Annotated in this window: 23 protein-coding genes; 16 read left to right on the plus strand and 7 right to left on the minus strand. The window is 61.4% G+C overall.

Features of this window, described 5'->3' with window-relative positions; genetic code table 11:
- Window positions 1–16 precede the first annotated feature (16 nt).
- From PDO_RS02035 to folD, 5 genes are all read left to right on the plus strand, one after another.
- Entirely contained in the window at window positions 17–427 is a 411-nt protein-coding gene (locus PDO_RS02035; RefSeq protein WP_007597146.1) for a hypothetical protein, read from the plus strand.
- 33 nt (window positions 428–460) lie between these two features.
- Window positions 461–1,018, plus strand: a complete 558-nt coding sequence (locus PDO_RS02040; RefSeq protein WP_007597147.1) for a rod-binding protein — start codon at window positions 461–463, stop codon at window positions 1,016–1,018.
- 25 nt (window positions 1,019–1,043) lie between these two features.
- Complete coding sequence (locus PDO_RS02045) at window positions 1,044–1,412, plus strand: hypothetical protein (RefSeq protein WP_007597150.1); 369 nt, start codon at window positions 1,044–1,046, stop codon at window positions 1,410–1,412.
- On the plus strand, window positions 1,412–1,951 hold the full coding sequence (locus PDO_RS02050) for a flagellar basal body-associated FliL family protein (protein WP_007597151.1): 540 nt from the start codon (window positions 1,412–1,414) through the stop codon (window positions 1,949–1,951). Before PDO_RS02045 ends, PDO_RS02050 begins: the two co-directional genes overlap by 1 nt.
- Window positions 1,952–2,153: 202 nt before the next feature.
- Window positions 2,154–3,053 (plus strand): bifunctional methylenetetrahydrofolate dehydrogenase/methenyltetrahydrofolate cyclohydrolase FolD, encoded by a 900-nt coding sequence (folD, locus tag PDO_RS02055; RefSeq protein WP_007597154.1) that lies wholly within the window; start codon window positions 2,154–2,156, stop codon window positions 3,051–3,053.
- A gap of 19 nt (window positions 3,054–3,072) precedes the next feature.
- On the opposite strand, the gene PDO_RS02060 is transcribed toward folD, so the two are convergent.
- Complete coding sequence (locus tag PDO_RS02060; RefSeq protein ID WP_007597156.1) at window positions 3,073–4,107, minus strand: LacI family DNA-binding transcriptional regulator; 1,035 nt, start codon at window positions 4,105–4,107, stop codon at window positions 3,073–3,075.
- A gap of 293 nt (window positions 4,108–4,400) precedes the next feature.
- On the opposite strand from PDO_RS02060, the gene PDO_RS02065 reads away from it, so the two are divergent.
- The 9 genes from PDO_RS02065 to PDO_RS02105 all read left to right on the plus strand — a co-directional run bounded on the left by PDO_RS02065 (window position 4,401) and on the right by PDO_RS02105 (window position 15,021).
- Window positions 4,401–5,759, plus strand: coding sequence for an ABC transporter substrate-binding protein (locus tag PDO_RS02065; RefSeq protein ID WP_007597159.1), 1,359 nt, complete (start codon window positions 4,401–4,403; stop codon window positions 5,757–5,759).
- Window positions 5,760–5,884: 125 nt separating this feature from the next.
- Window positions 5,885–6,895, plus strand: coding sequence for a carbohydrate ABC transporter permease (locus PDO_RS02070; RefSeq protein WP_007597161.1), 1,011 nt, complete (start codon window positions 5,885–5,887; stop codon window positions 6,893–6,895).
- Window position 6,896: 1 nt separating this feature from the next.
- Entirely contained in the window at window positions 6,897–8,042 is a 1,146-nt protein-coding gene (locus PDO_RS02075; RefSeq protein WP_052023366.1) for a carbohydrate ABC transporter permease, read from the plus strand.
- A 38-nt stretch (window positions 8,043–8,080) separates the two neighbouring features.
- Window positions 8,081–9,736 (plus strand): beta-galactosidase BglA, encoded by a 1,656-nt coding sequence (gene bglA / locus PDO_RS02080; RefSeq protein ID WP_007597165.1) that lies wholly within the window; start codon window positions 8,081–8,083, stop codon window positions 9,734–9,736.
- A gap of 15 nt (window positions 9,737–9,751) precedes the next feature.
- Window positions 9,752–10,840 carry an ABC transporter ATP-binding protein gene (locus PDO_RS02085; RefSeq protein ID WP_007597168.1) on the plus strand — a complete coding sequence of 363 codons (1,089 nt, stop codon included), beginning with the start codon at window positions 9,752–9,754 and terminating at the stop codon, window positions 10,838–10,840.
- A gap of 170 nt (window positions 10,841–11,010) precedes the next feature.
- Window positions 11,011–11,415, plus strand: coding sequence for a hypothetical protein (locus PDO_RS02090; protein ID WP_081593121.1), 405 nt, complete (start codon window positions 11,011–11,013; stop codon window positions 11,413–11,415).
- Between the two features lie 125 nt (window positions 11,416–11,540).
- Window positions 11,541–12,245: an SDR family oxidoreductase gene (locus tag PDO_RS02095; RefSeq protein WP_007597172.1), complete on the plus strand. Its 705-nt coding sequence runs from the start codon at window positions 11,541–11,543 to the stop codon at window positions 12,243–12,245.
- A 232-nt stretch (window positions 12,246–12,477) separates the two neighbouring features.
- Window positions 12,478–13,797, plus strand: a complete 1,320-nt coding sequence (locus PDO_RS02100; protein ID WP_007597174.1) for a DUF2778 domain-containing protein — start codon at window positions 12,478–12,480, stop codon at window positions 13,795–13,797.
- Window positions 13,798–14,193: 396 nt separating this feature from the next.
- Window positions 14,194–15,021 (plus strand): alpha/beta fold hydrolase, encoded by an 828-nt coding sequence (locus tag PDO_RS02105; RefSeq protein WP_037072345.1) that lies wholly within the window; start codon window positions 14,194–14,196, stop codon window positions 15,019–15,021.
- Between the two features lie 158 nt (window positions 15,022–15,179).
- Here PDO_RS02105 and PDO_RS02110 read toward each other — a convergent pair whose 3' ends face one another.
- A complete protein-coding gene (locus PDO_RS02110; protein ID WP_007597179.1) occupies window positions 15,180–15,965 on the minus strand; it encodes a DUF4394 domain-containing protein in 786 nt (261 codons plus the stop codon).
- Window positions 15,966–16,228: 263 nt separating this feature from the next.
- Between PDO_RS02110 and PDO_RS02115 the strand changes: the two genes are divergently transcribed.
- Together PDO_RS02115 and PDO_RS02120 are read left to right on the plus strand one after the other, a co-directional pair.
- Window positions 16,229–16,780, plus strand: a complete 552-nt coding sequence (locus tag PDO_RS02115) for a sigma-70 family RNA polymerase sigma factor (RefSeq protein WP_007597180.1) — start codon at window positions 16,229–16,231, stop codon at window positions 16,778–16,780.
- A complete protein-coding gene (locus PDO_RS02120) occupies window positions 16,777–17,520 on the plus strand; it encodes an anti-sigma factor (protein WP_007597181.1) in 744 nt (247 codons plus the stop codon). Before PDO_RS02115 ends, PDO_RS02120 begins: the two co-directional genes overlap by 4 nt.
- A 104-nt stretch (window positions 17,521–17,624) precedes the next feature.
- Here PDO_RS02120 and edd read toward each other — a convergent pair whose 3' ends face one another.
- The 5 genes from edd to PDO_RS02145 form a co-directional block, all read right to left on the minus strand.
- The gene (edd, locus tag PDO_RS02125; protein WP_007597182.1) at window positions 17,625–19,442 is read right to left on the minus strand and encodes a phosphogluconate dehydratase; all 1,818 of its coding nucleotides are present in this window, start codon (window positions 19,440–19,442) and stop codon (window positions 17,625–17,627) included.
- Window positions 19,443–19,578: 136 nt separating this feature from the next.
- Window positions 19,579–20,277 carry a 6-phosphogluconolactonase gene (gene pgl / locus PDO_RS02130; RefSeq protein WP_007597183.1) on the minus strand — a complete coding sequence of 233 codons (699 nt, stop codon included), beginning with the start codon at window positions 20,275–20,277 and terminating at the stop codon, window positions 19,579–19,581.
- A 14-nt stretch (window positions 20,278–20,291) separates the two neighbouring features.
- Window positions 20,292–21,764: a glucose-6-phosphate dehydrogenase gene (gene zwf, locus PDO_RS02135; protein ID WP_007597184.1), complete on the minus strand. Its 1,473-nt coding sequence runs from the start codon at window positions 21,762–21,764 to the stop codon at window positions 20,292–20,294.
- A gap of 86 nt (window positions 21,765–21,850) precedes the next feature.
- Entirely contained in the window at window positions 21,851–22,255 is a 405-nt protein-coding gene (locus PDO_RS02140) for a hypothetical protein (protein ID WP_007597185.1), read from the minus strand.
- 1 nt (window position 22,256) lies between these two features.
- Window positions 22,257–23,543, minus strand: a complete 1,287-nt coding sequence (locus tag PDO_RS02145; RefSeq protein ID WP_007597186.1) for an NAD(P)/FAD-dependent oxidoreductase — start codon at window positions 23,541–23,543, stop codon at window positions 22,257–22,259.
- Window positions 23,544–23,551 lie beyond the last annotated feature (8 nt).

The raw sequence follows: 23,551 nt of genomic DNA on the forward strand, positions 1-23,551 counted from the left end.
GCCAGAGGACCGCCAAATGGGACCGAAAAAGCAGTCCGAAAAGCTGAAGCGCCTGGTCGCAGTGCAGCGCCACATGGAACGCATGGCGGAGAGCGATCTCAGCACGACCGCGAAACGCATCGAGGAGAACACGGTCTCCATGGATTCGGTGATGGATGCCATCGGCTCGCTGGAACCCGTGCATCGCCTGTTCGCGCAGAATTATGCGGATCGCTTCGATCGCCTGTCGAACTCGGACAAGCAGCTCCGTGGACTTCAGCAGGTTCAGGAGATGAAGGTCATGCGCGAACGCGCCAAGGGTGATCGTCTGGAGGAGAACATGAGGGACGCCCGCGATCACGAAGATCGCGAAGCCGATGACAATTCCATCTATGATCTGATCGATCTGCAGTTTGCCACACCAGCCTCCAGCAAGCTTCACGAGTGATAGTCGCCGCGAACACATATCGAGGATGTCATCGTGGCCATTTCCCCTCCGAGCGATCTCGTGCTGGACGTTGTCCGGGCGGCTGATCCGTCGCAAGTTGCTGCAGCGCAGGAAAAGCTCAAGACAAACCGGGCAAATTTTCTGGCAACGAGCCTGGCCGAAAAGGGTGCCGGCTTTGGAAATGCCGTCGAGATCCTGAACAAGGCCAGTGCTGCCGAGGCGCGTGCGACCGCTGCAGACAAGGCCGAGGGCACCGAGCCGCCGAAGGTCTACCGCGACTTCGAAGCGGTTTATCTGACCAACTTTGTCCAGTCGATGCTGCCGGATGACAGCGAGGAAGTTTATGGCAAGGGCAATGCCGGCGAGATGTGGAAGAGCATGATGGCCGAACAGATGGGTTCGGTGATCGCGGACTCCGGTGGCATCGGCATCGCCCAGCAGATGTATGACGAAGCACTTGCCCGTACCCGCGGTCAGGACACTGCCAATGCCAAGACGGACGAAGCTGATCGAAGCCGGGCTTTGAGCTGGGTGACCGATCTTGAACGGCGCACGCTCGGCGCCTCCGCCGAATCCAAGTCCGCACAATAATTAGAATACTTTTTGAGGTGACATCATGGAAGTTGTTTCGAGCGAATACCGTGTGAAGACGGTTCTTGGTCGTCTGGAACGCATTATCGACAATGAAAACGAACGGATCGGCAAGGATCGCGAATTCGATTTCAAGGTGTCGAATGCCCACAAGAGCCGCTGCCTCTATGAACTGACAATGCTGTTCAGGGAGACGGATCCGCGCGAAATCGCCGTCAACTACGTCGAGCAGATGCATTCGCTGAAGAAGAAGCTCGCCCTCAATGTCCGTCGCGTCGAAGCGCATATGAACGCTGTGCGCGCCGTTGCCGATCTCCTGAAGAATGCCGTGCGCGACGCGGACGGCGACGGTACCTATTCCCAGGAACAGTTCCTTCTGCATAGCGAGTTCTGATGGGAAAGATTCTGGCCGTTGGTTTGTGGGTCTGCATCGTCACGCTCGGCGCCGTCTACGGCGCCATCAGCCTGGCAACGGCCCCGGCTGGCCCCAGCGAAGAGGACCAGAAAGCTCCGCTTGAACTGGTCAAGGGCGAGCCGATCACCATTCCGGTCATTTCGGATGGTGGCGTGTCGGGCTACTTCCTCACCCGCGTTTCGTTCATGATGGACAAGGCGAAGATCACCGGCGTCGAGCTGCCGATGACCGAGCTGATGACCGACGAGCTGTTTACCCTTCTGATTGGCAACAAGATGGTCGATCTTGCCAATACCAAGGGATTTGACGTCGCTGTCTTCCGCGAGAAGATCAAGACCGACATGAATGCCCATCTCGGCGAGGGCTTCGTCAGTCAGGTCCTGATCGAACAGCTTGACTACGTCTCCAAGGAGGTTGCCCGCAAGGCAGCCGATGGCGACAGCCGCGGGCCTCTGGACGCGACCGTGATCGTCGAAGGCGAAAAGGTCGAGGAACCGGCGGCAGGTTCGGGCCACTGAACCGCCCGCACTCGCATTGGCTACAGATTGAAGACAGGAGGGTGCAATCCGGATTGCCCCTCCTGTTTTGCATCGCGCTAACCGATCTCGTTGCCGCAACTCTTGCAAAATGCCGCAATTTGACAGCATAGGACGGAGACAGGCAAACGGCGCCGGGTCGATGACGCTAGCTTGTCGAAACGTGAGGCGAGGGCGAGAGACAGTGACGACGGTGATTGATGGAAAGGCAGCGGCCGCATCGGTGGTCGAGGCGGTAACCTCTGCAGCAGCAGTCCTTGAAACGCGCGGCCATCGCAAACCCGGCCTTGCCGTGGTGATCGTCGGCAATGATCCGGCAAGCCACGCCTATGTCGGCGCCAAGAGCAAGATGGCCAAGCAATGCGGCTTCAATTCCATCCAGCATACATTGCCGGAAGACACGTCCCAGGACGACCTGATGGCCCTTGTCGCGTCGCTCAATGCCGACACGACCATTGACGGCATCCTCGTCCAGCTTCCGCTGCCGAAGCCGCTGAATTCCGATCCGGTGATCCAGTCGATCCTGCCGGAAAAGGATGTCGACGGTCTGCATGTGGTCAATGCCGGCAAGCTGGCGATTGGCGATACCAGGACCGGCCTTGTGTCCTGTACGCCGGCCGGTGCCATGATCCTGGTGCGCCAGGTGCGTGGATCCGACCTCTCCGGCCTCAATGCGCTGGTCATCGGCCGCTCCAACCTGTTCGGCAAGCCGATGGCCCAGCTCCTGCTGGCCGCCAATGCCACGGTGACGATCGGACATTCGAAGAGCCGCGACCTGCCGGCTTTGGCGCGCGAGGCCGATATTCTGGTCGCTGCGGTTGGTCGTCCTGAAATGGTCAAGGCCGACTGGGTCAAGCCGGGCGCGACGATTATCGATGTCGGCATCAACCGGATCGCGGCTCCTGAGCGCGGCGAAGGCAAGTTCCGTCTTGTCGGCGACGTGGCCTTTGCCGAGTGCAAGCCCGTAGCAGCCGCTATCTCGCCTGTACCAGGCGGCGTCGGTCCGATGACCATCGCCATGCTGATGGCAAACACCGTGATTGCGGCCTATCGCGCAGCGGGTGAAACAGCTCCGAGCTTCTGAGCTGGGAGCCGCCCGGCGATCAATCCGCCGCCGGCGCCGGCCCTGTCGAGGACCTGACCACCAGATCGACCTTCCACAATTCCTGCTGCTGCGGCTGCATGTCCGTGCCGGTGTGGATCATAGCGATCAGCCGTTCGGCGACGCGCTTGCCGGCCTGGCGCAGCGATGAGCGTGTGGTCGTCAACGGGACGCTGAAATTTTCCGGTTTCAGCAGTGGCAATTCGTCGTCATGGGCGATGAGCGATACATCTACCCCGAGCTTCAGGCGCGCTTCGTTGAGTGCCCTGACGGCACCGAGCGCCAGAACGGTGCTGGCACAGAGCACGGCCGTCGGCCGCTGCGGTCCGCTGAGGATTTCCTTCATGCCGCGATAACCCTGCTCGTCGCCCATGAAGGTGTTGCGGATATGGGCCGGGTCGAGGGCCAGCCCTTGTTCGGCAAGGGCCCTTTCCGTGCCTTGTTTCCGGCGGAAGGCAAAATCAAGGTCGGCAGGTCCGTTCAGCAGCGCGAAGCGCTTGTGGCCGAGCTGCAGCAGGAAACGCGTCGCATCATAGAATGCGCCTTCGTTGTCGACGTCGAGAAAAGCATAGTCCGTCGCGCGTCCGTAGGAACGGCCATGCACGATGAAGGGCAGGGAAAGGGACTGCGCCATGGCGATGCGCGGATCGTTCTCGCGCATATAGGCGAGATAGTAGCCATCGACGCTGCCGCTGGCCACCAGCCAGCGGATCGCTTCCTGCTCGTCCTCCACCCGCGCCGGCATGATGACGAAGTGAAAGTCGTGTTCGATCGCGACCTCTGCCAGGCCGCCCTGAAATTCGGCAAAATGGATGTCTGAGGCATGGTCGGGCGAAACCGGCATGATGAGGCCGATCGATCCGGCTTTGCCGGTGGCCAGTCGCTGGGCAGCCCGGTTGGGCCGGTAGCCGGTTTCCTTGGCTGCCTTCAGCACGCGTTGACGGGTTTCCTCGTTGACCTCGGGGTAACCGTTGATGGCACGGCTGATCGTCGTTTGCGACAGGCCGAGCATGAGCGACAGTTCTTTGAGATTCACGGCAGGCAATTCCTCTCCCTCGCTGGGAAACCGCCGGTTCTTCCTCCCTCCGGCATTTCAAAGCGCTTCGACTATGCAGCAGTTTTCGCTTGGGCGACAAGTCCGAACTTGCCATAATTGCGCGCACCTGCACCATTTTAGGATGCGCTTTGCGACTATTTGGAGCAAATTTGCGATAGCTCTTGACTCTTCGGGGATGGGAGTGGGATGACTTGTAGGCCAAAGCGCTTTGAGGAAGGGGCTTTCGAGCCAATGGACGTTTGGCCGTCCATATGTGATGGGAGGTATATCACATGAAGAAACTGTTTTTGATCACGGTCGCTGCCGCAGCGCTGACCACAGGTATGACGTCCGCCGCCGAGTTGAAGTTCAAGCCGGGCGAGGACGCGAAATTCAATTGGGCGAGCTTTGAAGAGTTCAAGAAGGCGAATGACCTCAAGGGTCAGACCCTGAGCATCTTCGGACCCTGGCGCGGCGAGGACCAGGCTCTGTTCGAGAGCATCTTTGCCTATTTCGAGGAAGCCACGGGCGCAGACGTCCAGTATTCCTCGTCGGAAAACTACGAGCAGCAGATCGTCATCGACACCCAGGCCGGCAGCCCGCCGAACATTGCCATCCTGCCGCAGCCGGGCCTGATTGCCGACCTCGCGTCGAAGGGCCATCTGACGCCGCTGGGCGACGAGACGAAGAACTGGCTGCTTGAAAACTATTCCGCCGGCCAGTCCTGGGTCGATCTCTCGACCTACAAGGGCAAGGACGGAACAGCGGCCCTCTACGCACTGCCCTACAAGATCGATGTGAAGTCGTTGGTCTGGTACGTGCCGGAAAACTTCGAGGACGCCGGCTATGAAGTGCCCAAGACCATGGAAGAGTTGAAGGCGCTGACCGAAAAGATTGCCGCTGACGGCGGTACGCCGTGGTGCATCGGGCTCGGTTCGGGCGGTGCGACCGGCTGGCCGGCAACCGATTGGGTCGAAGACATGATGCTGCGCACGCAATCCGCTGATGTCTACGACAAGTGGGTTACCAACGAGGTTAAGTTCAACGATCCGGCCGTCATCGGTGCGATCGAGGAATTCGGCTGGTTTGCCCGCAATGACAAGTTTGTCGATGGTGGCGCCAAGGCCGTGGCCTCGACCGACTTCCGCGACAGCCCGAAGGGTCTCTTCGGTGCGCCGCCGAAATGCTATCTGCACCATCAGGCGTCGTTCATCCCGTCCTTCTTCCCTGAGGGCACGGTTGTCGGCGAAGATGCCGACTTCTTCTACATGCCGCCTTATGCATCCAAGGCCGATCTCGGCAATCCGGTGCTGGGTGCCGGAACGCTCGCCATGATCGCCAAGGATAGCCCGGCTGCCCGCGCCTTCATCGAGTTCCTCAAGACCCCGATCGCGCATGAGACCTGGATGGCGCAGTCGAGCTTCCTCACCCCGTTCAAGGGTGCCAACAAGGAAGCCTATGCCAATGCCCCGATGGCCAAGCAGGGTGACATCCTCCTGAATGCCACCACGTTCCGCTTCGACGGTTCCGACCTGATGCCCGGCAAGATCGGCGCCGGCGCCTTCTGGACCGGCATGGTGGACTATTCCGGTGGCAAGTCTGCGGAAGACGTGACCGGCGAGATCCAGAAGGCCTGGGACGCCCTGAAGTAAGTCTCTCCGAAGAGGGAGCACCGCCGGGCTCGTGGAAATCGAGCCCGGCGACAGATACAAAAATGCCTGCGGTCCGGCGTCATGTGCCTATGGCGAGGGGGACCCCGTAAAGGGAGGGAACGCAAGTGGAACAGCTATTCTTTGCATTGTTGACGATCGTGATCGGTGTCGCGGCAGCCATAGGTTATTTCTATGGATCCAACCTGCTGCTCGACATGATCTTTCCGTCGCGCATCGCGGACACGACCCGCGCATCCGAAAACCTGCGCAAGGCGGCGCTGATCCGCCCTTGGCTGTTTCTCGGGCCAGCCCTGATCTCGCTGGCGGTCTATCTGGTTTATCCGCTGTTTTCCTCGGTGGTCTATGCGTTTCTCGACCGGTCCGGCGAGAACTATGTCGGCCTCGCCAATTTCCGCTGGATGCTGCAGGATGGCGAATTCCGCCAGTCGATCTACAACAATCTCCTCTGGCTGATCGTCGTGCCGGCGGCCGCCACGCTGTTCGGCCTGATCATCGCCGCCATGACCGACCGCATCTGGTGGGGCAATATCGCCAAATCGCTGATCTTCATGCCGATGGCGATCTCCTTTGTCGGTGCCTCGGTCATCTGGAAATTCGTATACGATTACCGCGATGCCGGTTCCGAGCAGATCGGCATCCTGAACGCCATCGTCGTCGCCTTCGGCGGCGATCCGCAGATCTGGATCGCGCTGCCGTTCTGGAACAATATCTTCCTCATGGTCATCCTGATCTGGATCCAGACGGGTTTCGCCATGGTTCTTTTGTCCGCAGCGCTGCGCGGCATTCCGGAAGAAACCATCGAGGCCGCGATCATCGATGGTGCAAATCCCTGGCAGATCTTCATGAAGATCAAGGTGCCGCAGATCTGGAACACCATCGCGGTCGTCTGGACCACCATCACCATCCTCGTCCTCAAGGTCTTCGACATCGTTCTGGCGATGACCAACGGCCAGTGGCAGACACAGGTTCTCGCCAACCTGATGTTCGACTGGATGTTCCGCGGCGGCGGCGATTTCGGCAAGGGTGCCGCCATCGCTGTCGTCATCATGATCATGGTCGTGCCGATCATGATCTGGAACATCCGCAATGCCCGCCGTGAAATGGAAGGACACTGAGATGCACGCCACCAAGCTTTCGCCGCTGACGATCGTCGTCAATCTCACCGTTTTGCTGCTGGTCGCGCTCTGGACGCTGCCGACTGCCGGCCTGCTGATCTCGTCGCTGCGCGACAAGGACCAGATCGTCGCCTCCGGCTGGTGGACGGCGCTGACCACATCCAGCCAGAACGCCATCTACAGGGCGCCGCCGGCCAGCGCCCAGGTCGAGGAAAATGGCCAGTTCGTCATTGCCGGCAATGTCTTCGACGGCAAGGGCGGAACCGTCAGCGCCTTCGGTGTCAACATCAACAGGCCGGCCGATTTCGAACCGGGCGCCGTTGCCGAGCGCAATGACGGCAGCAAGCTGACGCTGCAGGAAAACGGCGATTTCCGCCTGGAATCGCCCAAGGCGTTCGAGGGCTCCCGCGGCGACCGTATCTTCTTCACCTCGGCCGTCCCGCCGCGCTTCACGCTGGAGAATTACCAGACGGTGCTCAATTCCGAAGGCATCGGCAAGTCCTTCATCAATTCGCTGACGGTGGCCATTCCGTCGACCATCATCCCGATCCTGGTTGCGGCCTTTGCCGCTTATGCACTCGCCTGGATGAAATTTCCGGGGCGCTCCATCCTGCTTGCGGTCATCGTCGGCCTGCTCGTCGTGCCGCTGCAGATGTCGCTGATCCCGCTTCTCAAGATGTACAACGGCGTCGGCGCCTTCTTCGGCGTGCCGGCCAAGGGTTATGTCGGCATCTGGCTGGCGCATATGGGCTTCGGCCTGCCGCTCGCCATCTATTTGCTGCGCAACTACATTGCCGGCCTGCCGCGCGAGATCATGGAATCGGCCCGTGTCGACGGCGCCTCCGATTTCGAGATCTTCATCAAGATCGTCTTGCCGCTGTCCTATCCGGCGCTCGCCTCGTTTGCCATCTTCCAGTTCCTCTGGACCTGGAACGACCTTTTGATCGCCATGGTTTTCCTCGGTTCCGGCGACAACGAGCTCGTTCTGACCGGACGCCTCGTCAACCTGCTCGGCTCGCGCGGCGGCAACTGGGAAATCCTGACGGCATCCGCCTTCATCACCATCATCGTTCCGCTCTGCGTCTTCTTCGCCCTGCAGCGCTACCTCGTCCGGGGTCTGCTCGCTGGCTCGGTCAAGGGCGGTTGAGCGTGCGATTTCTCCACTGACATGCACAAGGACCGAACATGAGCTCTCCGACGCAATCGATGCTGACCGCTGACAAGGACTGGTGGCGGGGTGCGGTGATCTACCAGATCTATCCGCGCTCCTACCAGGACTCCAATGGCGACGGCATCGGTGATCTCAAGGGCATCACCGCGCGCCTGCATCATATTGCCGAACTTGGCGCCGATGCGATCTGGATCTCGCCCTTCTTCGCCTCGCCGATGAAGGACTTCGGCTACGACGTGTCGAACTATGTCGACGTCGATCCGATGTTCGGCTCGCTCACCGATTTCGACGGGCTGATCGCAGAGGCTCATCGCCTGGGCATTCGCGTCATGATCGACCTGGTGATGTCGCACTCGTCGGATCAGCATCCGTGGTTTGTCGAAAGCCGCTCGAGCCGCGTCAATCCGAAGTCGGACTGGTATGTCTGGTCGGATCCGAAGCCGGACGGCGCGCCGCCGAACAACTGGCTGTCGATCTTCGGCGGTTCGGCCTGGCAGTGGGATCCGACGCGCATGCAATATTACATGCACAACTTCCTGACCTCGCAGCCCGACATGAATCTGCACAATCCGGAAGTGCAGGACGCGCTGCTCGCCGCCACCCGCTTCTGGCTGGAGCGCGGCGTCGACGGCTTCCGTCTCGACACGATCAACTTTTACTTCCACGACAAGCAACTGCGCGACAATCCGGCGCTGGCGCCGGAGCGCCGCAATGCCTCGACGGCACCGGCGGTCAATCCCTACAATTTCCAGGAGCACCTCTACGACAAGAACCGCCCGGAAAATATCGCCTTCCTCAAGCGCTTCCGGGCCCTGCTCGACGAATATCCGGCAATTGCCGCCGTCGGCGAAGTGGGCGACAGCCAGCGTGGTCTCGAGATCGTCGGCGAATACACTTCCGGCAACGACAAGATGCAGATGTGTTATGCCTTCGAATTCCTGGCGCCGGAACCGCTGACGCCGGATGTGGTCAAGCAGACGCAGATCAATTTTGCTGCCGCCGCCCCGGAAGGCTGGGCCTGCTGGGCATTTTCCAACCACGACGTCGTCCGCCACATCAGCCGCTGGGGCGCCGAGGTGCTCGATCGGGACACCTATGCCAAGATGATGTCGGCGCTGCTGCTGACCCAGCGCGGCTCGGTCTGCATCTATCAGGGCGAAGAGCTTGGCCTGACCGAGGCCGAAATTGCCTTCGAAGACCTGCAGGATCCCTATGGCATCCAGTTCTGGCCGGAATTCAAGGGTCGTGACGGCTGCCGCACGCCGATGGTCTGGGACAATCACGCGGCACAGGCCGGTTTCTCGACAGCCGCCAAGACCTGGCTGCCGATCCCGGTGGAGCATGTGCTGCGGTCGGTGAACACGCAGGTCGGCAAGGAGGAGACGGTTCTCGAGCATTACCGCCGGTTCCTGTCGTTCCGCCGCAAGCATCCGGCCTTTGCCAAGGGCGATATCGAATTCCACGCCGCCGGCGAAACGCAGCTGGCCTATACGCGATCCTTCGGCAACGAGACGCTGCTCTGCCTGTTCAACATGAGCCCGGAGGCGAGCACAATGGCGCTTCCGGCCGGCGAATGGGTGGCGCTCGAAGGCCATGGCTTCACAAGTGAGATGAACGGCAACCACGTAGAATTGCCGGCATGGGGCGCGTATTTCGCGCGTCATGTCTAAAAGGGGAGGAAGACAATGACGGGCTTGGTTCTCAAGGACATTCGCAAGGCATACGGGCAGGTCAAGGTTCTGCACGGGATCGATCTCGACATCAAACAGGGCGAGTTCATCGTCTTTGTCGGGCCGTCGGGCTGCGGAAAATCAACGCTTCTGCGCATGATTGCCGGCCTTGAGGACATTACCAGCGGTGAAATGCTCATCGATGGCCAGCGCGTCAACGATATCCCGCCATCCAAGCGCGGCATCGCCATGGTGTTCCAGTCCTATGCGCTCTACCCGCATATGACGGTCTACGACAACATGGCGTTTGGCATGCGCATTGCCGGAGAGAGCAAGCAGGAGATCGACCGGCGCGTGCGTGCGGCGGGCGACATCCTGCAGCTCGGACCGTATCTCGACCGCCTGCCGAAAGCCCTGTCCGGTGGCCAGCGCCAGCGCGTCGCCATTGGGCGCGCCATCTGCCGCGATCCGAAGGTCTTCCTCTTCGACGAGCCGCTGTCGAACCTGGATGCGGCCCTGCGCGTCGCCACCCGCATCGAGATCGCCAAGCTCAACGACAGCATGCCGGACACGACGATGATCTACGTCACCCATGACCAGGTCGAGGCGATGACGCTTGCCGACCGGATCGTCGTGCTGTCTGCCGGCCGCATCGAGCAGGTCGGCCCGCCGCTGGAACTCTATGAGCGTCCGGCCAATCTTTTTGTCGCGCAGTTCATCGGCTCGCCGGCGATGAACATCATGCCGGCAACCATTGCCGAAGCCGGTCCGGCAACCACCCTGAAGCTCAAGGATGGCAGCACGGTCGCCGTCGATATCGCGACGCAGGTAAGCGAAAAGGGCAAGGCCGCAAGTTTCGGCGTTCGCCCGGAAGACATCGCGATTGCCACCGGTGACGATTATCTTTTCGAGGGGCTTGTCGATATCGTTGAGGCGCTGGGCGAAGTGACGATGCTCTACGTCCAGGGACCGGCCGAGGACGCGCCGATCGTCGTCAAGCTGCCGGGTATCGTCGATGTTAAGAAGGGCACGAAGCTGCGCTTCTCCGCCGACAAGTCGAAGCTGCACCTTTTTGACGCAGCCGGCCAGACCTATCGCCGTTGAGCCCCGGTTTTCTAGGTGTTTTCGCCTGATTGAGGATTAAGGCCCTGTTAGCCCTAGTTGCGACAGGGCCTTTTTGCACCCAGGAATGAGCCGCCCAAAATACCAACTGTTAAACTGTCACTGCTAGCTTTTTGCTCATAAGAACGGACAAAAAAATAGGGACAGGAACAATGGCAGCGCCAAGTGGTTCTCATTTTCTGAAAAAGGAAGAATCCTTCATGTACGACCGGGAAAACCGGTACCGCATGGAAGACACGATGAACGCGGGACGTCTCGAGTATACCGAGAACGGCATGACGCATATGGCCGCGCGCCGCTGCGACGTCGTCCGCATCTCGATGAGCGGGGCGATCATTTCGCTGATCACGCAGGTCAATCTTCCTAAGCAATTCTACTTCGACATTCCGGATGCACGCATCAACAAGATCGGTAGCATCCTGCTGAAGACGTTTTCCAACAATACCGCCGAGATCCGCTTCCTGCGTCTGCTGACCCAGAAGGAACTCGACCGTATCTTCGTCTTCTCCACTCATCCGGCCCACAGGGACCGCGTGCTCGACGTTCGTAGCTGGTAAGGCCGCTTTTTTCGTTTCGTGATCGAAGGCCGGTGTGGCGCAAGCTACACCGGCCTTCAGTTTTTCTGACTGGACATCGACCGCAAAGCTCATAATCCTCCCGGCCAAACACAGGGGAGATATTCATGTCGGAAAATAAGGTTGCCATCGTCACTGCGGGCGGAAGCGGAATGGGAGCAGCCGCTGCCAAGCGGCTGGCCGCCGATGGCTTCAAGGTCGCCATCCTGTCGTCCTCCGGCAAGGGCGAGGCGCTGGCGCAGGAACTCGGCGGGATCGGCGTCACCGGCTCCAACCAGTCGAACGACGACCTCAAGCGCCTGGTCGACGCCACCATGTCCACCTGGGGCCGGGTCGATGTCTTGGTTAACAGCGCAGGCCACGGTCCACGCGCGCAGATCCTCGAAATTACCGACGAGGACTGGCACAAGGGCATCGACGTCTATCTGATGAACGTCATCCGCCCGACCCGTCTGGTCACGCCGATCATGCAGGCGCAGAAATCGGGCGTGATCATCAACATCTCGACGGCCTGGGCGTTTGAGCCGAGCGCCATGTTCCCGACGTCTGCCGTCGCGCGTGCCGGCCTTGCCGCCTTCACCAAGATCTTTGCCGATACCTATGCGGCTGAAAACGTCCGGATGAACAATGTTCTTCCGGGCTGGATCGACAGCCTGCCGGCCACAGAGGAGCGCCGCGAAGGGGTGCCGATGAAACGATATGGCACCAGTGAGGAAGTCGCTGCAACGGTTGCCTTTCTGGCCTCGTCCGGCGCCGGATACATTACCGGCCAGAACATCAAGGTCGACGGTGGTCTGACGCGCTCCGTCTGACATTTTGCCGGTGTGGCGGCTCCGGCATAGTGAGGTATGCCGGTACCGATGGCGGGAGGATGCAGATTTCATCCCGCCATGTGACAAGAAAGATCGACGCGTAAACCTCTTGGTTACCAAACTTCTTCATTCTTTAGGGCATCCGACAGAACGGGATCTCCAATCTGTCTGGCCTGTAAGAGTGTCGGCATCGCCGTATTGATGCCATGTGAGTCCGGTAGCGAGTATCAGTATGGCGTCCTCGACCAAGTTTGTGTCCGGTGGCAATGTGTCTGCCGTTGTAAAGACGAAGTCGCGCACCAGGAAGCGCGGCTCCAGCATGCCGACCATCATGGGCATCGGTCTTGCTTGCGGCTTCTGGGCCATGGCCACCCTTGCAATCGTCAAGGGCCTGTCCAGCTCGGCCGTCGAAGCACCGGTTCTGGCCGGCCATTCGCTGCCGCGCCCCGAACTGGCGCTGACCCAGCCGCTGGCCCCACGCCCGATCACCACGGCCAGTGCCCAGCATGCAGCGCTTGAAAAGATGCGCGCCCGTTTTGCCGAAGCGATTGCTGCGACCGATCATCTGGGCCTGCTGATGTTGCCGGCCGCCATGCGGCTGGCCGAAGTTGATAAATCTGATCGTCTGCTGCTTGCCCGCATCGAGAGCTTCACCGATCCGCAGGCCATGGCTGTGCTGCGAGACGCGCTGGTCGAGGCGGAAGCGACCCGCCAGCAGGCTGGTCTTGCCACTGCCGCACATGAGCGCCGCACCGCCGCCGATGACGTCGATCCGGTGATGACCGCCTCCATTCCCGTAGCCGCCAGCGCCGCGACAATGGCGCTCGGCTACGCCGCCCCATCGACGGCCGCCGACGTGGTTGCCGCAGCCGATCCGCGCGAGGAGCCATTTGTCGAATTGCTGTCCGAACCGGACATGGACCACGATGCCCTGCCGGATGATGGCCCGATGCCGGGTTCCAAGCCGAAGCCCAAGGCTGTGCTGGTCGAGCCTTTGACCACCGAAACGCCTGCCGCGCCGCCGAAGCCGAAAAAGACCAAGACTCTGTCCAGCATGCTGGCCTATGCCAAGCCGGACAATCCGATCACCACCGATGATGGCGCCGGTGGCCTGTTCAGCCGCAAGTCGAAACTTCCGGGTGCCGGCAGCCGTATCGCGGTCTATGTCATCGATGAAGCCGTCGTTCACATGCCGAATGGCGAAAAGCTCGAGGCCCATTCCGGACGCGGCCACATGCGCGACAAGCCGAAGTTCGTCCATATGAAGAACCAGGGGCCGACTCCGCCGAACGTCTATACCCTGCGCATGCGTGAATCCCGGTTTCACGGCATCGAGGCGATCCGCATGACCCCGGTCGGCGATTCCAGGATGTACAATCGCGACGGCTTCCTGACCCATACCTATCTCCTGCGCCGGCGCGGCGACAGTTCCGGCTGTGTCGTGTTCGAGGATTACAATCGTTTCCTCAATGCCTTCAAGCGCGGCAATGTGAAGACGCTGGTCGTCGTGCCAAGCATGCGCGAACTGCCGAAATACATGGCGATGCTCTAGCAGCTTCTGCCTTTGTCCTGACCATTCCTTCACGCCCCCGACCATCCATCCCGGTCGGGGGCGTTTTTGTTGGCGGCAAACCTGCTTGCAAGGGAGCTTGGCGCCGGGCCGGTGATCGCGCCGCTATGGGGGCATTCAGGTGCCGATAAAAATTGTGCACTATTTAATTGATAGCAATTGACAGTCGCGTGAATCTGCGCGATATAGATTGCGCACAAGCAAATTGCGCGCAATTAACAAAGGAGCTGCCAAATGTCGGATCGAAACTCAACTGCACTCTCCCTCACCCGCAGGGGCGCGCTGGTGGCCGGAACGGCATTCGCAGCCCTCGCTTTGGTGAATGCCCCGGCATTCGCAACCCCTTCATTCGCCTCTACCACATCAGGAGATTTGATCATGAGCAGCATCACCACCAAGGACGGCACGAACATCTTCTACAAGGACTGGGGCTCCAGAGACGGCCAGCCTGTCCTCTTCTCGCATGGCTGGCCGCTCTCGTCGGATGCCTGGGATGCCCAGATGCTGTATTTCGGCCTGCAGGGTTACCGGGTCATCGCCCATGATCGCCGCGGCCATGGGCGTTCCGACCAGCCCTGGAACGGCAACAACATGGACCAGTATGCCGATGATCTGGCCGAGCTGATCGAGAAACTCGACCTCAAGGACATCGTCATGATCGGTCATTCGACCGGCGGTGGCGAAGTGGCCCACTATATCGGTCGCCACGGCTCGGCCCGTGTCGCCAAGGTCGTCTTGGTCGGCGCCGTTCCGCCGCTGATGCTGAAGACGGAAGCCAATCCGGAAGGCGTGCCGATGGAAGTGTTCGACAGCATCCGCGCCGGCACGGCAAACAACCGGTCGCAGTTCTACTATGACCTGACGCTTCCCTTCTACGGCTTCAACCGCGAGGGTGCCACCGTCAACGAAGGCTTCCGCGAAAGCTTCCGCCTGCAGGGTCTCGCCGGCGGCATCAAGGGCCAGTACGATTGCATCCGCGAGTTTTCGGAAGTCGACTACACCGACGACCTGAAGGCGATCGACAAGCCGACCCTGATCATCCACGGCGATGACGACCAAATCGTGCCGATCAAGGCAACAGCTGAAAAGGCCGCCAAGCTGGTCAAGGGCTCCATCTTCAAGGTCTATGAAGGTGGCCAGCATGGTCTCGCCCAGACGCAGGCGGACAAGTTCAATGCCGACGTCCTGGGCTTCATCCGCGGCTGAGCCAATGCAGGAACCCTTCTCCCGTAGCAGGGAGAAGGGTCCTTGGCGAAGGGGAGGCGGGTGAGGGACGAGCGTCGAACTCGGGACGCGCTGAACTGCATGCCCCTCACCCTGACCCTCGCCACCCCAGCAGGGCGAGGGATCCTTTTGTGCCGGCTTTACATTGCCGGCATCACGGTGATCGCACGCACCGGCATCTCGACGCCGGCGAGCGCACCGGTCTTGGTGGCGGCACCGGTTTCCAGATTGACCGTGTAGAGGCTGTTGTCTGCCACCAGCCAGGCGGTATTCTTGCCTTCGCCGGTTGCCTGGATGTCGAAGGCATAGGTCTTCGGCATGCCTTCGATGCCGAGCTTGCCGATCGCCTTCAGTGTCCCGTCATTCGGCTTGGTCTGCTGGATCAGTGCGCCGATCGTCGCATCGATATTGTACATGGCCGTCTTTTCCGGCTTGCCCATCGAATTGGTATAGGCGGCCGCCACCGTGTTGGGCGCTTCGCCCTTGTGCATGTCGCCCTCTTCGAAGGCGAGATTGCCGTCGACGGTGACGGCACCGGTGTCGGGATGAACGCGGTAATTCGTCGTGCCGGTCATGTAGCGCAGGCGGTCGGCGGCAGGGTTGAAGTTCACCACAACCGGCGCCGCGCCGATCGTGAGCGGCTTGTCCATCTTGGCAACTTCAGTGGCAGCACCGGTCGCGGGGTCGATCGTGACAATGACGCTGTCTGCAGTTACGCCGACAATGGTCTTCGTGCCCGGGCGAAAGTCGAGGCCGACCAGTTTCGTCACGCCGGTCACGTCCATCGTCTTGGTGGTATCAGGCTTGTCGGTATCGAACATCACGAGTGTCTTATCGCCGGCAAGGCCGAGGGCAGGCGCCGCATGGGCTGAAAACGCGGTCAGCGCGGTGGCGGCGGTCAGGCTGAGAATGCTCAAGGTCTTCATGGTCTTCTCCCGAATATGTTGATCCGGAAAGCGCCGGAATGGCACCTCCTGAACTTTAGACACGCGGGCGATGCACTTTGGATGCAGCGAATTCGTATTTATTTCTGCATCCAAATCGTCTGCTGCCGTGTCTCATCCGTAGAAGGGATGAACACATGGGTTTGATCGGGGATATGGATCATCGGCAGCGGGGCGCGGGTGAGAAGCCTTGCAATCGCCCGTCGCGCCGCTACGCTTTGGTCAGACGAGGAAAAGGAGTTCGGATGGAGGATCCGCAACAGCGGCTGGAGATGGCGCTGAAGTCGTGCGCTGTCGGGGACCGCAAGGGACTTGCCGTGATCTATCACAGCGAGGCCGCGCGCATGGTGACGATCGCCGAGCGCATCCTGCGCCGCCACGATCTGGCCGAGGAAATCGTCCAGGAAGCTTTCCTGCAGATCTGGCAGAAGGCCGGGCAATATAGTCCCGAACGCGGTTCCGCCCGCGGCTGGCTCTATGCCGTGGTCAGGAGCCGCTCGCTCAATGCCATCCGCGACGGACGGCGTGAGGAACTGACCGATACGGAAAGCCTGGAGCGGTTGCAGGACGAGGCACAGGATGGCCTGTTTGCCGATCTGTTCGACGATCTCGACCAGTCGAGCCGCCTGCGCGCCTGCCTGCAGCGCCTGGATGCCCTGCGCCGCAAGACCGTCCTGATGGCCTATGTCTCGGGCTATAGTCATGGCGAGATTGCCGGTCGGCTAAAACTGCCGCTCGGAACCGCAAAGGCCTGGATCCGCCGCTCGCTTCTGGCATTGCGGGAGTGCATGGCATGACCGAGCCGTTGAACATCGATGAACGCGCTGACGCCTATGTGCTCGGCCTGATGGATGACACCGATCGTGCCGCTTTCGAAACGGCGATGGAAGGCGATGCGGCTTTGCAAAGGGCCGTCGGTCTCGCCCGCGACCGCTTCGTCGAACTCGATCTGGCTGGCGAGCCATCAAGCCTGTCCCCCGATCTCTGGGCGCGCATAGAGGGCCAGTTGCAGTCGCCGGAGCAAGTGTCGGGGACCGTGCCGGTAGAGCGGAGCGGGCGAGCCGCGGAGCCTCCCGTTCCACCAGCGAATGACAATGCAATCAGTGCACTCGGCCGCTGGAGACGCATGGCACTGTTGGCGACCGCAGCCTCTGTTCTCCTCATCGCCGGCCTCGCCTATACCCTGACCAACCGGCCTGATCCGCAGGTCATCGCCATCCTGATGAACGATGCCGGCCAGCCGGTGGTGATGATCGAGGATTTCGGCAATGATGCCGCAAGGGTAACGCCGCTGGTCGATGTCGACGTGCCCGCCGATCGCTCGCTGCAGGTCTGGACGCTGCCGTCGAAGGACTTGGGACCGGTCTCGCTGGGCGTTCTCGACAGCTGGCGCACGGTCATGGTCGAAGGCCCCGGCCTGCCTGGACCGCAGGAGACGCAGCTGTATGAGATCACCATCGAACCGCTGGGTGGCTCCCCGACAGGCCGGCCAACGGGACCGATCCTCGGCAAAGGCTTTGCCAAGGTGCCGCGCTGAGATTGGCGTGATCTAAATCGCTACCGGTGTCACGGCGCTCAAGCCTGCCTGTGGCCAGACAGACGAGCAGGCCGGATCGGGCCCGCTCGGTGATCTGTCGGTCTCTAGAAAAGCACGCTGGCGCCCTGATCCGCCGGTCCGGCGATACGGCGGAAGCTGGCGAACAGTTCGCGGCCCATGCCGAATTCATTGTCGTCGAGATTGACCGTCGCGGCCGGGCGGCCAGCAAATTCGCCGGCATTGACCAGCACTTCCAGCGTGCCGGCAATCGCGTCGAGACGAATGATGTCGCCATCCCGGATCTTGGCGATCGGGCCGCCGTCGACGGCCTCCGGCGTCACATGGATGGCCGCCGGCACCTTGCCGGATGCACCTGACATGCGGCCGTCGGTGACCAGTGCCACCTTGAAGCCGCGATCCTGCAGCACGCCGAGCGGCGGGGTCAGGCGGTGCAGTTCCGGCATGCCGTTGGCGCGCGGACCCTGGAAGCGCACGACCGCGATGAAATCACGCTCGAGTTTGCCGGCCTTGAAAGCCTCCTGCAGTTCCTGCTGGTCGTTGAACACGATCGCCGGTGCCTCGATGACATGGCGCTCCGGTTTGACGGCGGAGATCTTGATCACCGCCTTGCCGAGCGAGCCGGTCAGCATCTTCAGGCCACCATTCGACTGGAAAGGCTTGTCGTAGGTGGTGAGCACCTTCGGGTCTGCGCTCTGTTCCGCCGATGGCTCGCGCCTGACGGTGCCGTCGTCGGCCAGCTTCGGATCGATGGCATAGGCGCTCAGACCCTGGCCATAGACCGTGCGCACGTCGTCATGCAGATATCCCGCCTTGAGGAGTTGCTTGATCAGGAAGCCCATGCCGCCGGCCGCGTGGAAATGGTTCACGTCGGCAAGCCCGTTCGGATAGACGCGTGCCAGCAGCGGCACGATGTCGGAAAGCTCGGAAATGTCTTCCCAGGTCAGCTTGATGCCGCCCGCCCGCGCCATGGCGAGCAGATGCATCGTGTGGTTCGTCGAGCCGCCGGTCGCATGCAGGCCGACCACGCCATTGACGATCGAACGCTCGTCGATCATCTCGCCGGCCGGGGTGAACTCGTTGCCGAGTGCCGTGATCGCCAGCGCCCGCTTGGTCGCTTCTCGTGTCAGTGCGTCGCGCAGCGGTGTGCCCGGATTGATGAAGGAAGCGCCGGGCAGGTGGAAGCCCATGATCTCCATCAGCATCTGGTTGGAATTGGCCGTGCCGTAGAAGGTGCAGGTGCCAGGCCCATGATAGGACTTGGATTCGGCTTCGAGCAGTTCCTCGCGGCCGACCTTGCCTTCGGCATAGAGCTGGCGGATGCGCGACTTCTCGTCATTCGGCAGACCGGTGGTCATCGGACCGGCCGGCACGAAGACGGCCGGCAGATGGCCGAAGGTCAGGGCGGCGATCATCAGGCCGGGCACGATCTTGTCGCAGACACCGAGATAGACGGTGGAATCGAACATGTTGTGGCTGAGACCGATGCCGGCGGACATGGCGATCGCGTCGCGCGAAAACAGCGACAGTTCCATGCCGGGTTGGCCTTGCGTCACGCCATCGCACATCGCCGGCACGCCGCCGGCCACCTGCGCCACGCCGCCGACTTCGGCTGCCGCCTTGCGGATCTGGGCCGGATAGGTCTCGAACGGCTGATGCGCCGACAGCATGTCGTTGTAGGAGGTGATGATGCCGAGATTGGGGACGATGTCGCCGGCAAGCGCCGCTTTGTCCCCGGGGGAACAGACGGCAAAGCCGTGGGCGAGGTTGCCACACGAAAGCGTCGAACGATGCACGCCCTTGGTGATCGCGCGGCGCGTGCGCTCCAGATAGAGCTCGCGGGTCGGTTTCGACCGTTCGACAATGCGCTTGGTAATGGCTTCGATACGGCGATCTGCACTCATCGGATGTTGCTCCTCAACTGGGCGCGAGCGCCTTGGGCACGCATCGCGCGGAGGGCCTCGACAGGCCCGAACGTTCACGTCTTGTCGTTATAAAGCCCCTGCCGGTCTCCTCAACCGGCAGGGCAGGGCAAGCCTCTCAGGGCGCCCAATAGATGTCGGGTACCGTCGCAGCGCGTTCAAGCACGGCCCGGATCGGCATGTCGGCTTCGTCCGTACCGGACAGCGCCTTGTCCAGCACGGTCTTCTTTTCCGCGCCTTCGATATGCACGACCAGCAGGCCGGCGTCCTGCAACGCCGAGAACGACAAGGTCAGCCTTGCCTCACCGGCGCCCGGCGCTTCCATGGTCATCACCCGGCGTGGCTTCGAAAGGTCGAGCGCGTCTGCCAGATGGTCGCCGCCCGGGAAGAACGAGGCCGTGTGGCCATCGGTCCCCATGCCGAGGATGGCGACGTCGAAAGGCTCGCTCATCCCCGGAATGATCCCGGATGCTGCCGTGGCAGCGTCCTCGATGGTTGCTTCCGGACGATAGAGCGGCACGAATTCGGCCGATACCGCTTCGTTCTTCAACAGATGCGTCGCGACCAGAAGATGGTTCGACCGCGCATTGTCTGCCGGCACGAAGCGTTCGTCGACCAGGGTGATCTTGACCTTCGACCAGTCGAGCTTGCACGCCGACAGAGCCTCGAAAAAGGCCTTCGGTGTCGAGCCGCCGGAAACGGCGAGCGTCGCCTCTCCCTTGGCTGCAATCGCTGCGGCCAGCGCCGAGGCAACGCGCGTGGCCAATGCCTCGGCCAGCGCCGCTCCGGTCTCGAATGTATGCATGTGATGCGCCATCGCGATCCCCGGCCTTAGTCGTTTTCGTGCCATGTACGGCCGTCGCGCTCGATCAGCGCGATGGCCTGGCTTGGTCCCCAGGTGCCGGACGTATAGCCCTGCGCCTTCTGGCCGATTTCTTCCCAGGCTTTCAGGATCGGATCGACCCAGTTCCACGCTGCCTCGACTTCGTCGCGGCGCATGAACAGCGTCTGGTTCGAACGGATGACGTCCATCAGCAGGCGCTCATAGGCATCCGGATTGCGGACCTCGAAGGCCTGGGCAAAGCTCATGTCGAGCGATACGTGGCGCAGGCGCATGCCACCCGGACCCGGATCCTTGATCATCAGCCATTGCTTGACGCCTTCGTCCGGCTGCAGGCGAATGACCAGCTTGTTGGCTTCGATGCGGCCGGCGCTTTCGCCGAAGATCGAATGCGGGATCGGCTTGAAGGCGATGACGATCTCGGACATGCGGCTGGCAAGACGTTTGCCGGTACGCAGGTAGAACGGTACGCCGGCCCAGCGCCAGTTGTTGATCTCGGTCTTGATGGCAACGAAGGTCTCGGTGTCCGAGGTCGCTTCCAGCTCTTCCTGATAGCCGTTGACCGGGCCGCCGGCAGAGGCGCCGGCGCGGTACTGGCCGCGCACGGTCAGCTTCTCGACATTAGCGCCGGTGATCGGCTTCAGCGAGCGCAGCACCTTCAGCTTCTCGTCGCGCACCGCTTCGGCGTCGAGCGAGGAGGGGGCTTCCATGGCAACCAGGCAAAGCAGCTGCAGGATATGGTTCTGCACCATGTCGCGCAGCGCGCCGGCCTTGTCATAATAGGTGACGCGACCTTCCAGGCCGACGGATTCGGCAACCGTGATCTGCACATGATCGATATGGGCAGAGTTCCACAGCGGCTCATAGAGCGCGTTGGCAAAACGCAGCGCCATCAGGTTCTGCACGGTTTCCTTGCCGAGATAGTGGTCGATACGGAAGATCTGCTCTTCCTTGAACACCTTGCCGATCGTGTCGTTCAGCGCCTGGGCCGATGCGAGATCGCGGCCGATCGGCTTTTCCACCACGATGCGGGTCGACTTGGTGATCAGCTTGTGATCGCGGATCTTGTCGGCGATGTCGCCGAAGATCGACGGGGACACCGCGAGATAGAAGGCGCGCACGATGTCTTTGCCGGCGTCGAGCAGCGTCTTCAGCTGCGGCCAGCCCTGATCGGACTTGGCGTCGACTGCGACATAGAAGATGCGGGCGAGAAATTTCGCCAGCTCGGCCTCGTCGAGTTCCTCTGCCTTCAGATGTTCCTTCAGCGCGGCGAGCGTGTACTGACGATATTCGTCGTCGGTCATGGCCGTGCGCGAAGCCCCGATGATGCGCGTCGGCTCGGTCAGCTGGCCGGCCAGCTGGCGATGATAGAGCGCTGGCAACAGCTTGCGTTCGGCAAGGTCGCCGGTGCCGCCGAAGACGACATAGTCAAAAGGTTCAACGGGGATGATCTGGCTGCTCATACGGCGTCTCTCACTCGGCAAGTTAGTTGGACAGGTTTGTAATCTAATCGATTTAAAAAAGCCACCCCGCGGGGTGAATTTTGCATTCACTTATCGTTTTGCGGCACGCGTTGCGTCTGGTTGCGGCAATTGACCACAAGGCCAGAGGACGGCGGGGCTGCCGCAAAACCGAGCAGGGCAATGAAGAGGACAGCAATCCAGACGCGGTAAGAAATCGCGCGGCGATCATCGCCTTGGTCCGGTTCGGCTTCTATCGATCGCAGCAGTGCGGTTGTCCGCTGCGCTTGCCGCGCAGGGACACGGATCGGGATACCGCCGACTGCACCGGCATAGTGCGGCAGGTTGGCAATGAGGTGCCATTGCTTCGCCACGACCACAATGCCATGAGCCTCGAGATAACCGAGGCACATCGAAAAGTCGCGGATGCCGTAAGCGATAGCGACGCATTCGAGGCTGTCGCCCCGGTCCGACAGGCAGGACCCTACCTGCATACTAGAACCTGTCCCGCAGCGCATACCAGGTCAGCGCCAGGAACAGAAGCGGGCTTCTGAACCGTGCACCACCGGGGAAAGGCGGGATCTTGAGTTGTTTGAGCAGGTCCAGTTCACTCGAATTTCCGGCAATCGAATCGGCGTACATCTTGCCTGAATAGTTTGACAACATCACGCCATGACCGGAAAAACCGCCGATCGAGGTGACGCCGGGCATGACCTCGCGGGCAAAGGGCTTGCGCGGCAGCGTGATGCCGACCGAGCCGCCCCAGGCATGGGTCATCTCGATGTCTTTCAGGGAAGGGTAGATCTCGGCGATCTGGCGCCGGATATGGGTGGAGATGTCGCGCGGACTGTCCGAGGTATAGGCCTCGCGGCCGCCGAACAGCAGCCGTCCGTCCTGGCTCTTGCGGAAGTAGCGCACGACGAAGCGGCTGTCGGCGACGGCTTCCGAGCCCGGGATCACATCCGGGAATTTGTCGAGCGGCACGGTCGCGCCGATGAACGAGCGGATCGGCATCACCCGGGCAGCCGTCACCGGTTCCAGATTGCCGATATAGGCATTGGTCGCGATCAGCACCTTGTCGGCGGTAATCGTGCCGCGGGGCGTCTCGATCATCGTCTTGCCGCCGTTCTGGCGGATCGCCGTGGCCGGCGTCATTTCATGGATGCGCGCCCCGGATCCTGCCGCCACGCGCGCCAGACCGATCAGCATCTTCAGCGGATGGATATGTCCGGTGCCGGTATCGCGCACGCCGCAGAAATAGCGCTGCGATCCTAGGCGCTCGGCCGTCTCGGCCTGGTCCATGAAGCTGACATGCGGATAGTTGTAGCGCGTCGCCAGGATCTCGGCCGAACGCCGATAGTCGTCGCCGTAGCTTTTCTTGTGCGAGACATTCATCTGCCCCGGCATGTATTCCATGTCGATACCATGCGTATCGGCAAAGCCGAGCAGATGCTGCTTTGCGTTTTCCGCCATGTCGAACAGCGCCTTGGAGCGCTCATAGCCGAGCTCATCTTCCAGTTCGTCCGGCCAGGCACGCTGGCCGGTGCCGAGCTGGCCGCCATTGCGGCCCGATGCGCCGTCGCCGAAGCGATGGCCTTCGATCAGCACGACCGAGACGCCACGCGTCGCCAGATGATAGGCCGCCTGCAGGCCTGTATAGCCGCCGCCGACAATGGCGACATCGGCGGTCGTCGAGCCGTCAAGCGCCGGATATTCCGGCCGCTCCCCGGCACTCGCCTGATACCAGGACAGGCCGGGTGCGATAGGACTTTGCCATGCCATGAACCGCG

This window comes from Rhizobium sp. PDO1-076 (assembly GCF_000247475.1).
GTDB lineage: Bacteria > Pseudomonadota > Alphaproteobacteria > Rhizobiales > Rhizobiaceae > Allorhizobium.

Excerpts from the sequence above, each read along its gene's own strand:
- PDO_RS02035 (WP_007597146.1), top strand. The coding sequence starts at position 17 with ATGGGACCGAAAAAGCAGTCCGAAAAGCTGAAGCGCCTGGTCGCAGTG.
- PDO_RS02045 (WP_007597150.1), top strand. The coding sequence starts at position 1,044 with ATGGAAGTTGTTTCGAGCGAATACCGTGTGAAGACGGTTCTTGGTCGT.
- PDO_RS02050 (WP_007597151.1), top strand. The coding sequence starts at position 1,412 with ATGGGAAAGATTCTGGCCGTTGGTTTGTGGGTCTGCATCGTCACGCTC.
- PDO_RS02065 (WP_007597159.1), top strand. The coding sequence starts at position 4,401 with ATGAAGAAACTGTTTTTGATCACGGTCGCTGCCGCAGCGCTGACCACA.
- PDO_RS02075 (WP_052023366.1), top strand. The coding sequence starts at position 6,897 with ATGCACGCCACCAAGCTTTCGCCGCTGACGATCGTCGTCAATCTCACC.
- bglA (WP_007597165.1), top strand. The coding sequence starts at position 8,081 with ATGAGCTCTCCGACGCAATCGATGCTGACCGCTGACAAGGACTGGTGG.
- PDO_RS02085 (WP_007597168.1), top strand. The coding sequence starts at position 9,752 with ATGACGGGCTTGGTTCTCAAGGACATTCGCAAGGCATACGGGCAGGTC.
- PDO_RS02090 (WP_081593121.1), top strand. The coding sequence starts at position 11,011 with ATGGCAGCGCCAAGTGGTTCTCATTTTCTGAAAAAGGAAGAATCCTTC.
- PDO_RS02095 (WP_007597172.1), top strand. The coding sequence starts at position 11,541 with ATGTCGGAAAATAAGGTTGCCATCGTCACTGCGGGCGGAAGCGGAATG.
- PDO_RS02100 (WP_007597174.1), top strand. The coding sequence starts at position 12,478 with ATGGCGTCCTCGACCAAGTTTGTGTCCGGTGGCAATGTGTCTGCCGTT.
- PDO_RS02105 (WP_037072345.1), top strand. The coding sequence starts at position 14,194 with ATGAGCAGCATCACCACCAAGGACGGCACGAACATCTTCTACAAGGAC.
- PDO_RS02110 (WP_007597179.1), bottom strand. The coding sequence starts at position 15,965 with ATGAAGACCTTGAGCATTCTCAGCCTGACCGCCGCCACCGCGCTGACC.
- PDO_RS02115 (WP_007597180.1), top strand. The coding sequence starts at position 16,229 with ATGGAGGATCCGCAACAGCGGCTGGAGATGGCGCTGAAGTCGTGCGCT.
- PDO_RS02120 (WP_007597181.1), top strand. The coding sequence starts at position 16,777 with ATGACCGAGCCGTTGAACATCGATGAACGCGCTGACGCCTATGTGCTC.
- edd (WP_007597182.1), bottom strand. The coding sequence starts at position 19,442 with ATGAGTGCAGATCGCCGTATCGAAGCCATTACCAAGCGCATTGTCGAA.
- pgl (WP_007597183.1), bottom strand. The coding sequence starts at position 20,277 with ATGGCGCATCACATGCATACATTCGAGACCGGAGCGGCGCTGGCCGAG.
- zwf (WP_007597184.1), bottom strand. The coding sequence starts at position 21,764 with ATGAGCAGCCAGATCATCCCCGTTGAACCTTTTGACTATGTCGTCTTC.
- PDO_RS02140 (WP_007597185.1), bottom strand. The coding sequence starts at position 22,255 with ATGCAGGTAGGGTCCTGCCTGTCGGACCGGGGCGACAGCCTCGAATGC.
- PDO_RS02145 (WP_007597186.1), bottom strand. The coding sequence starts at position 23,543 with ATGGCATGGCAAAGTCCTATCGCACCCGGCCTGTCCTGGTATCAGGCG.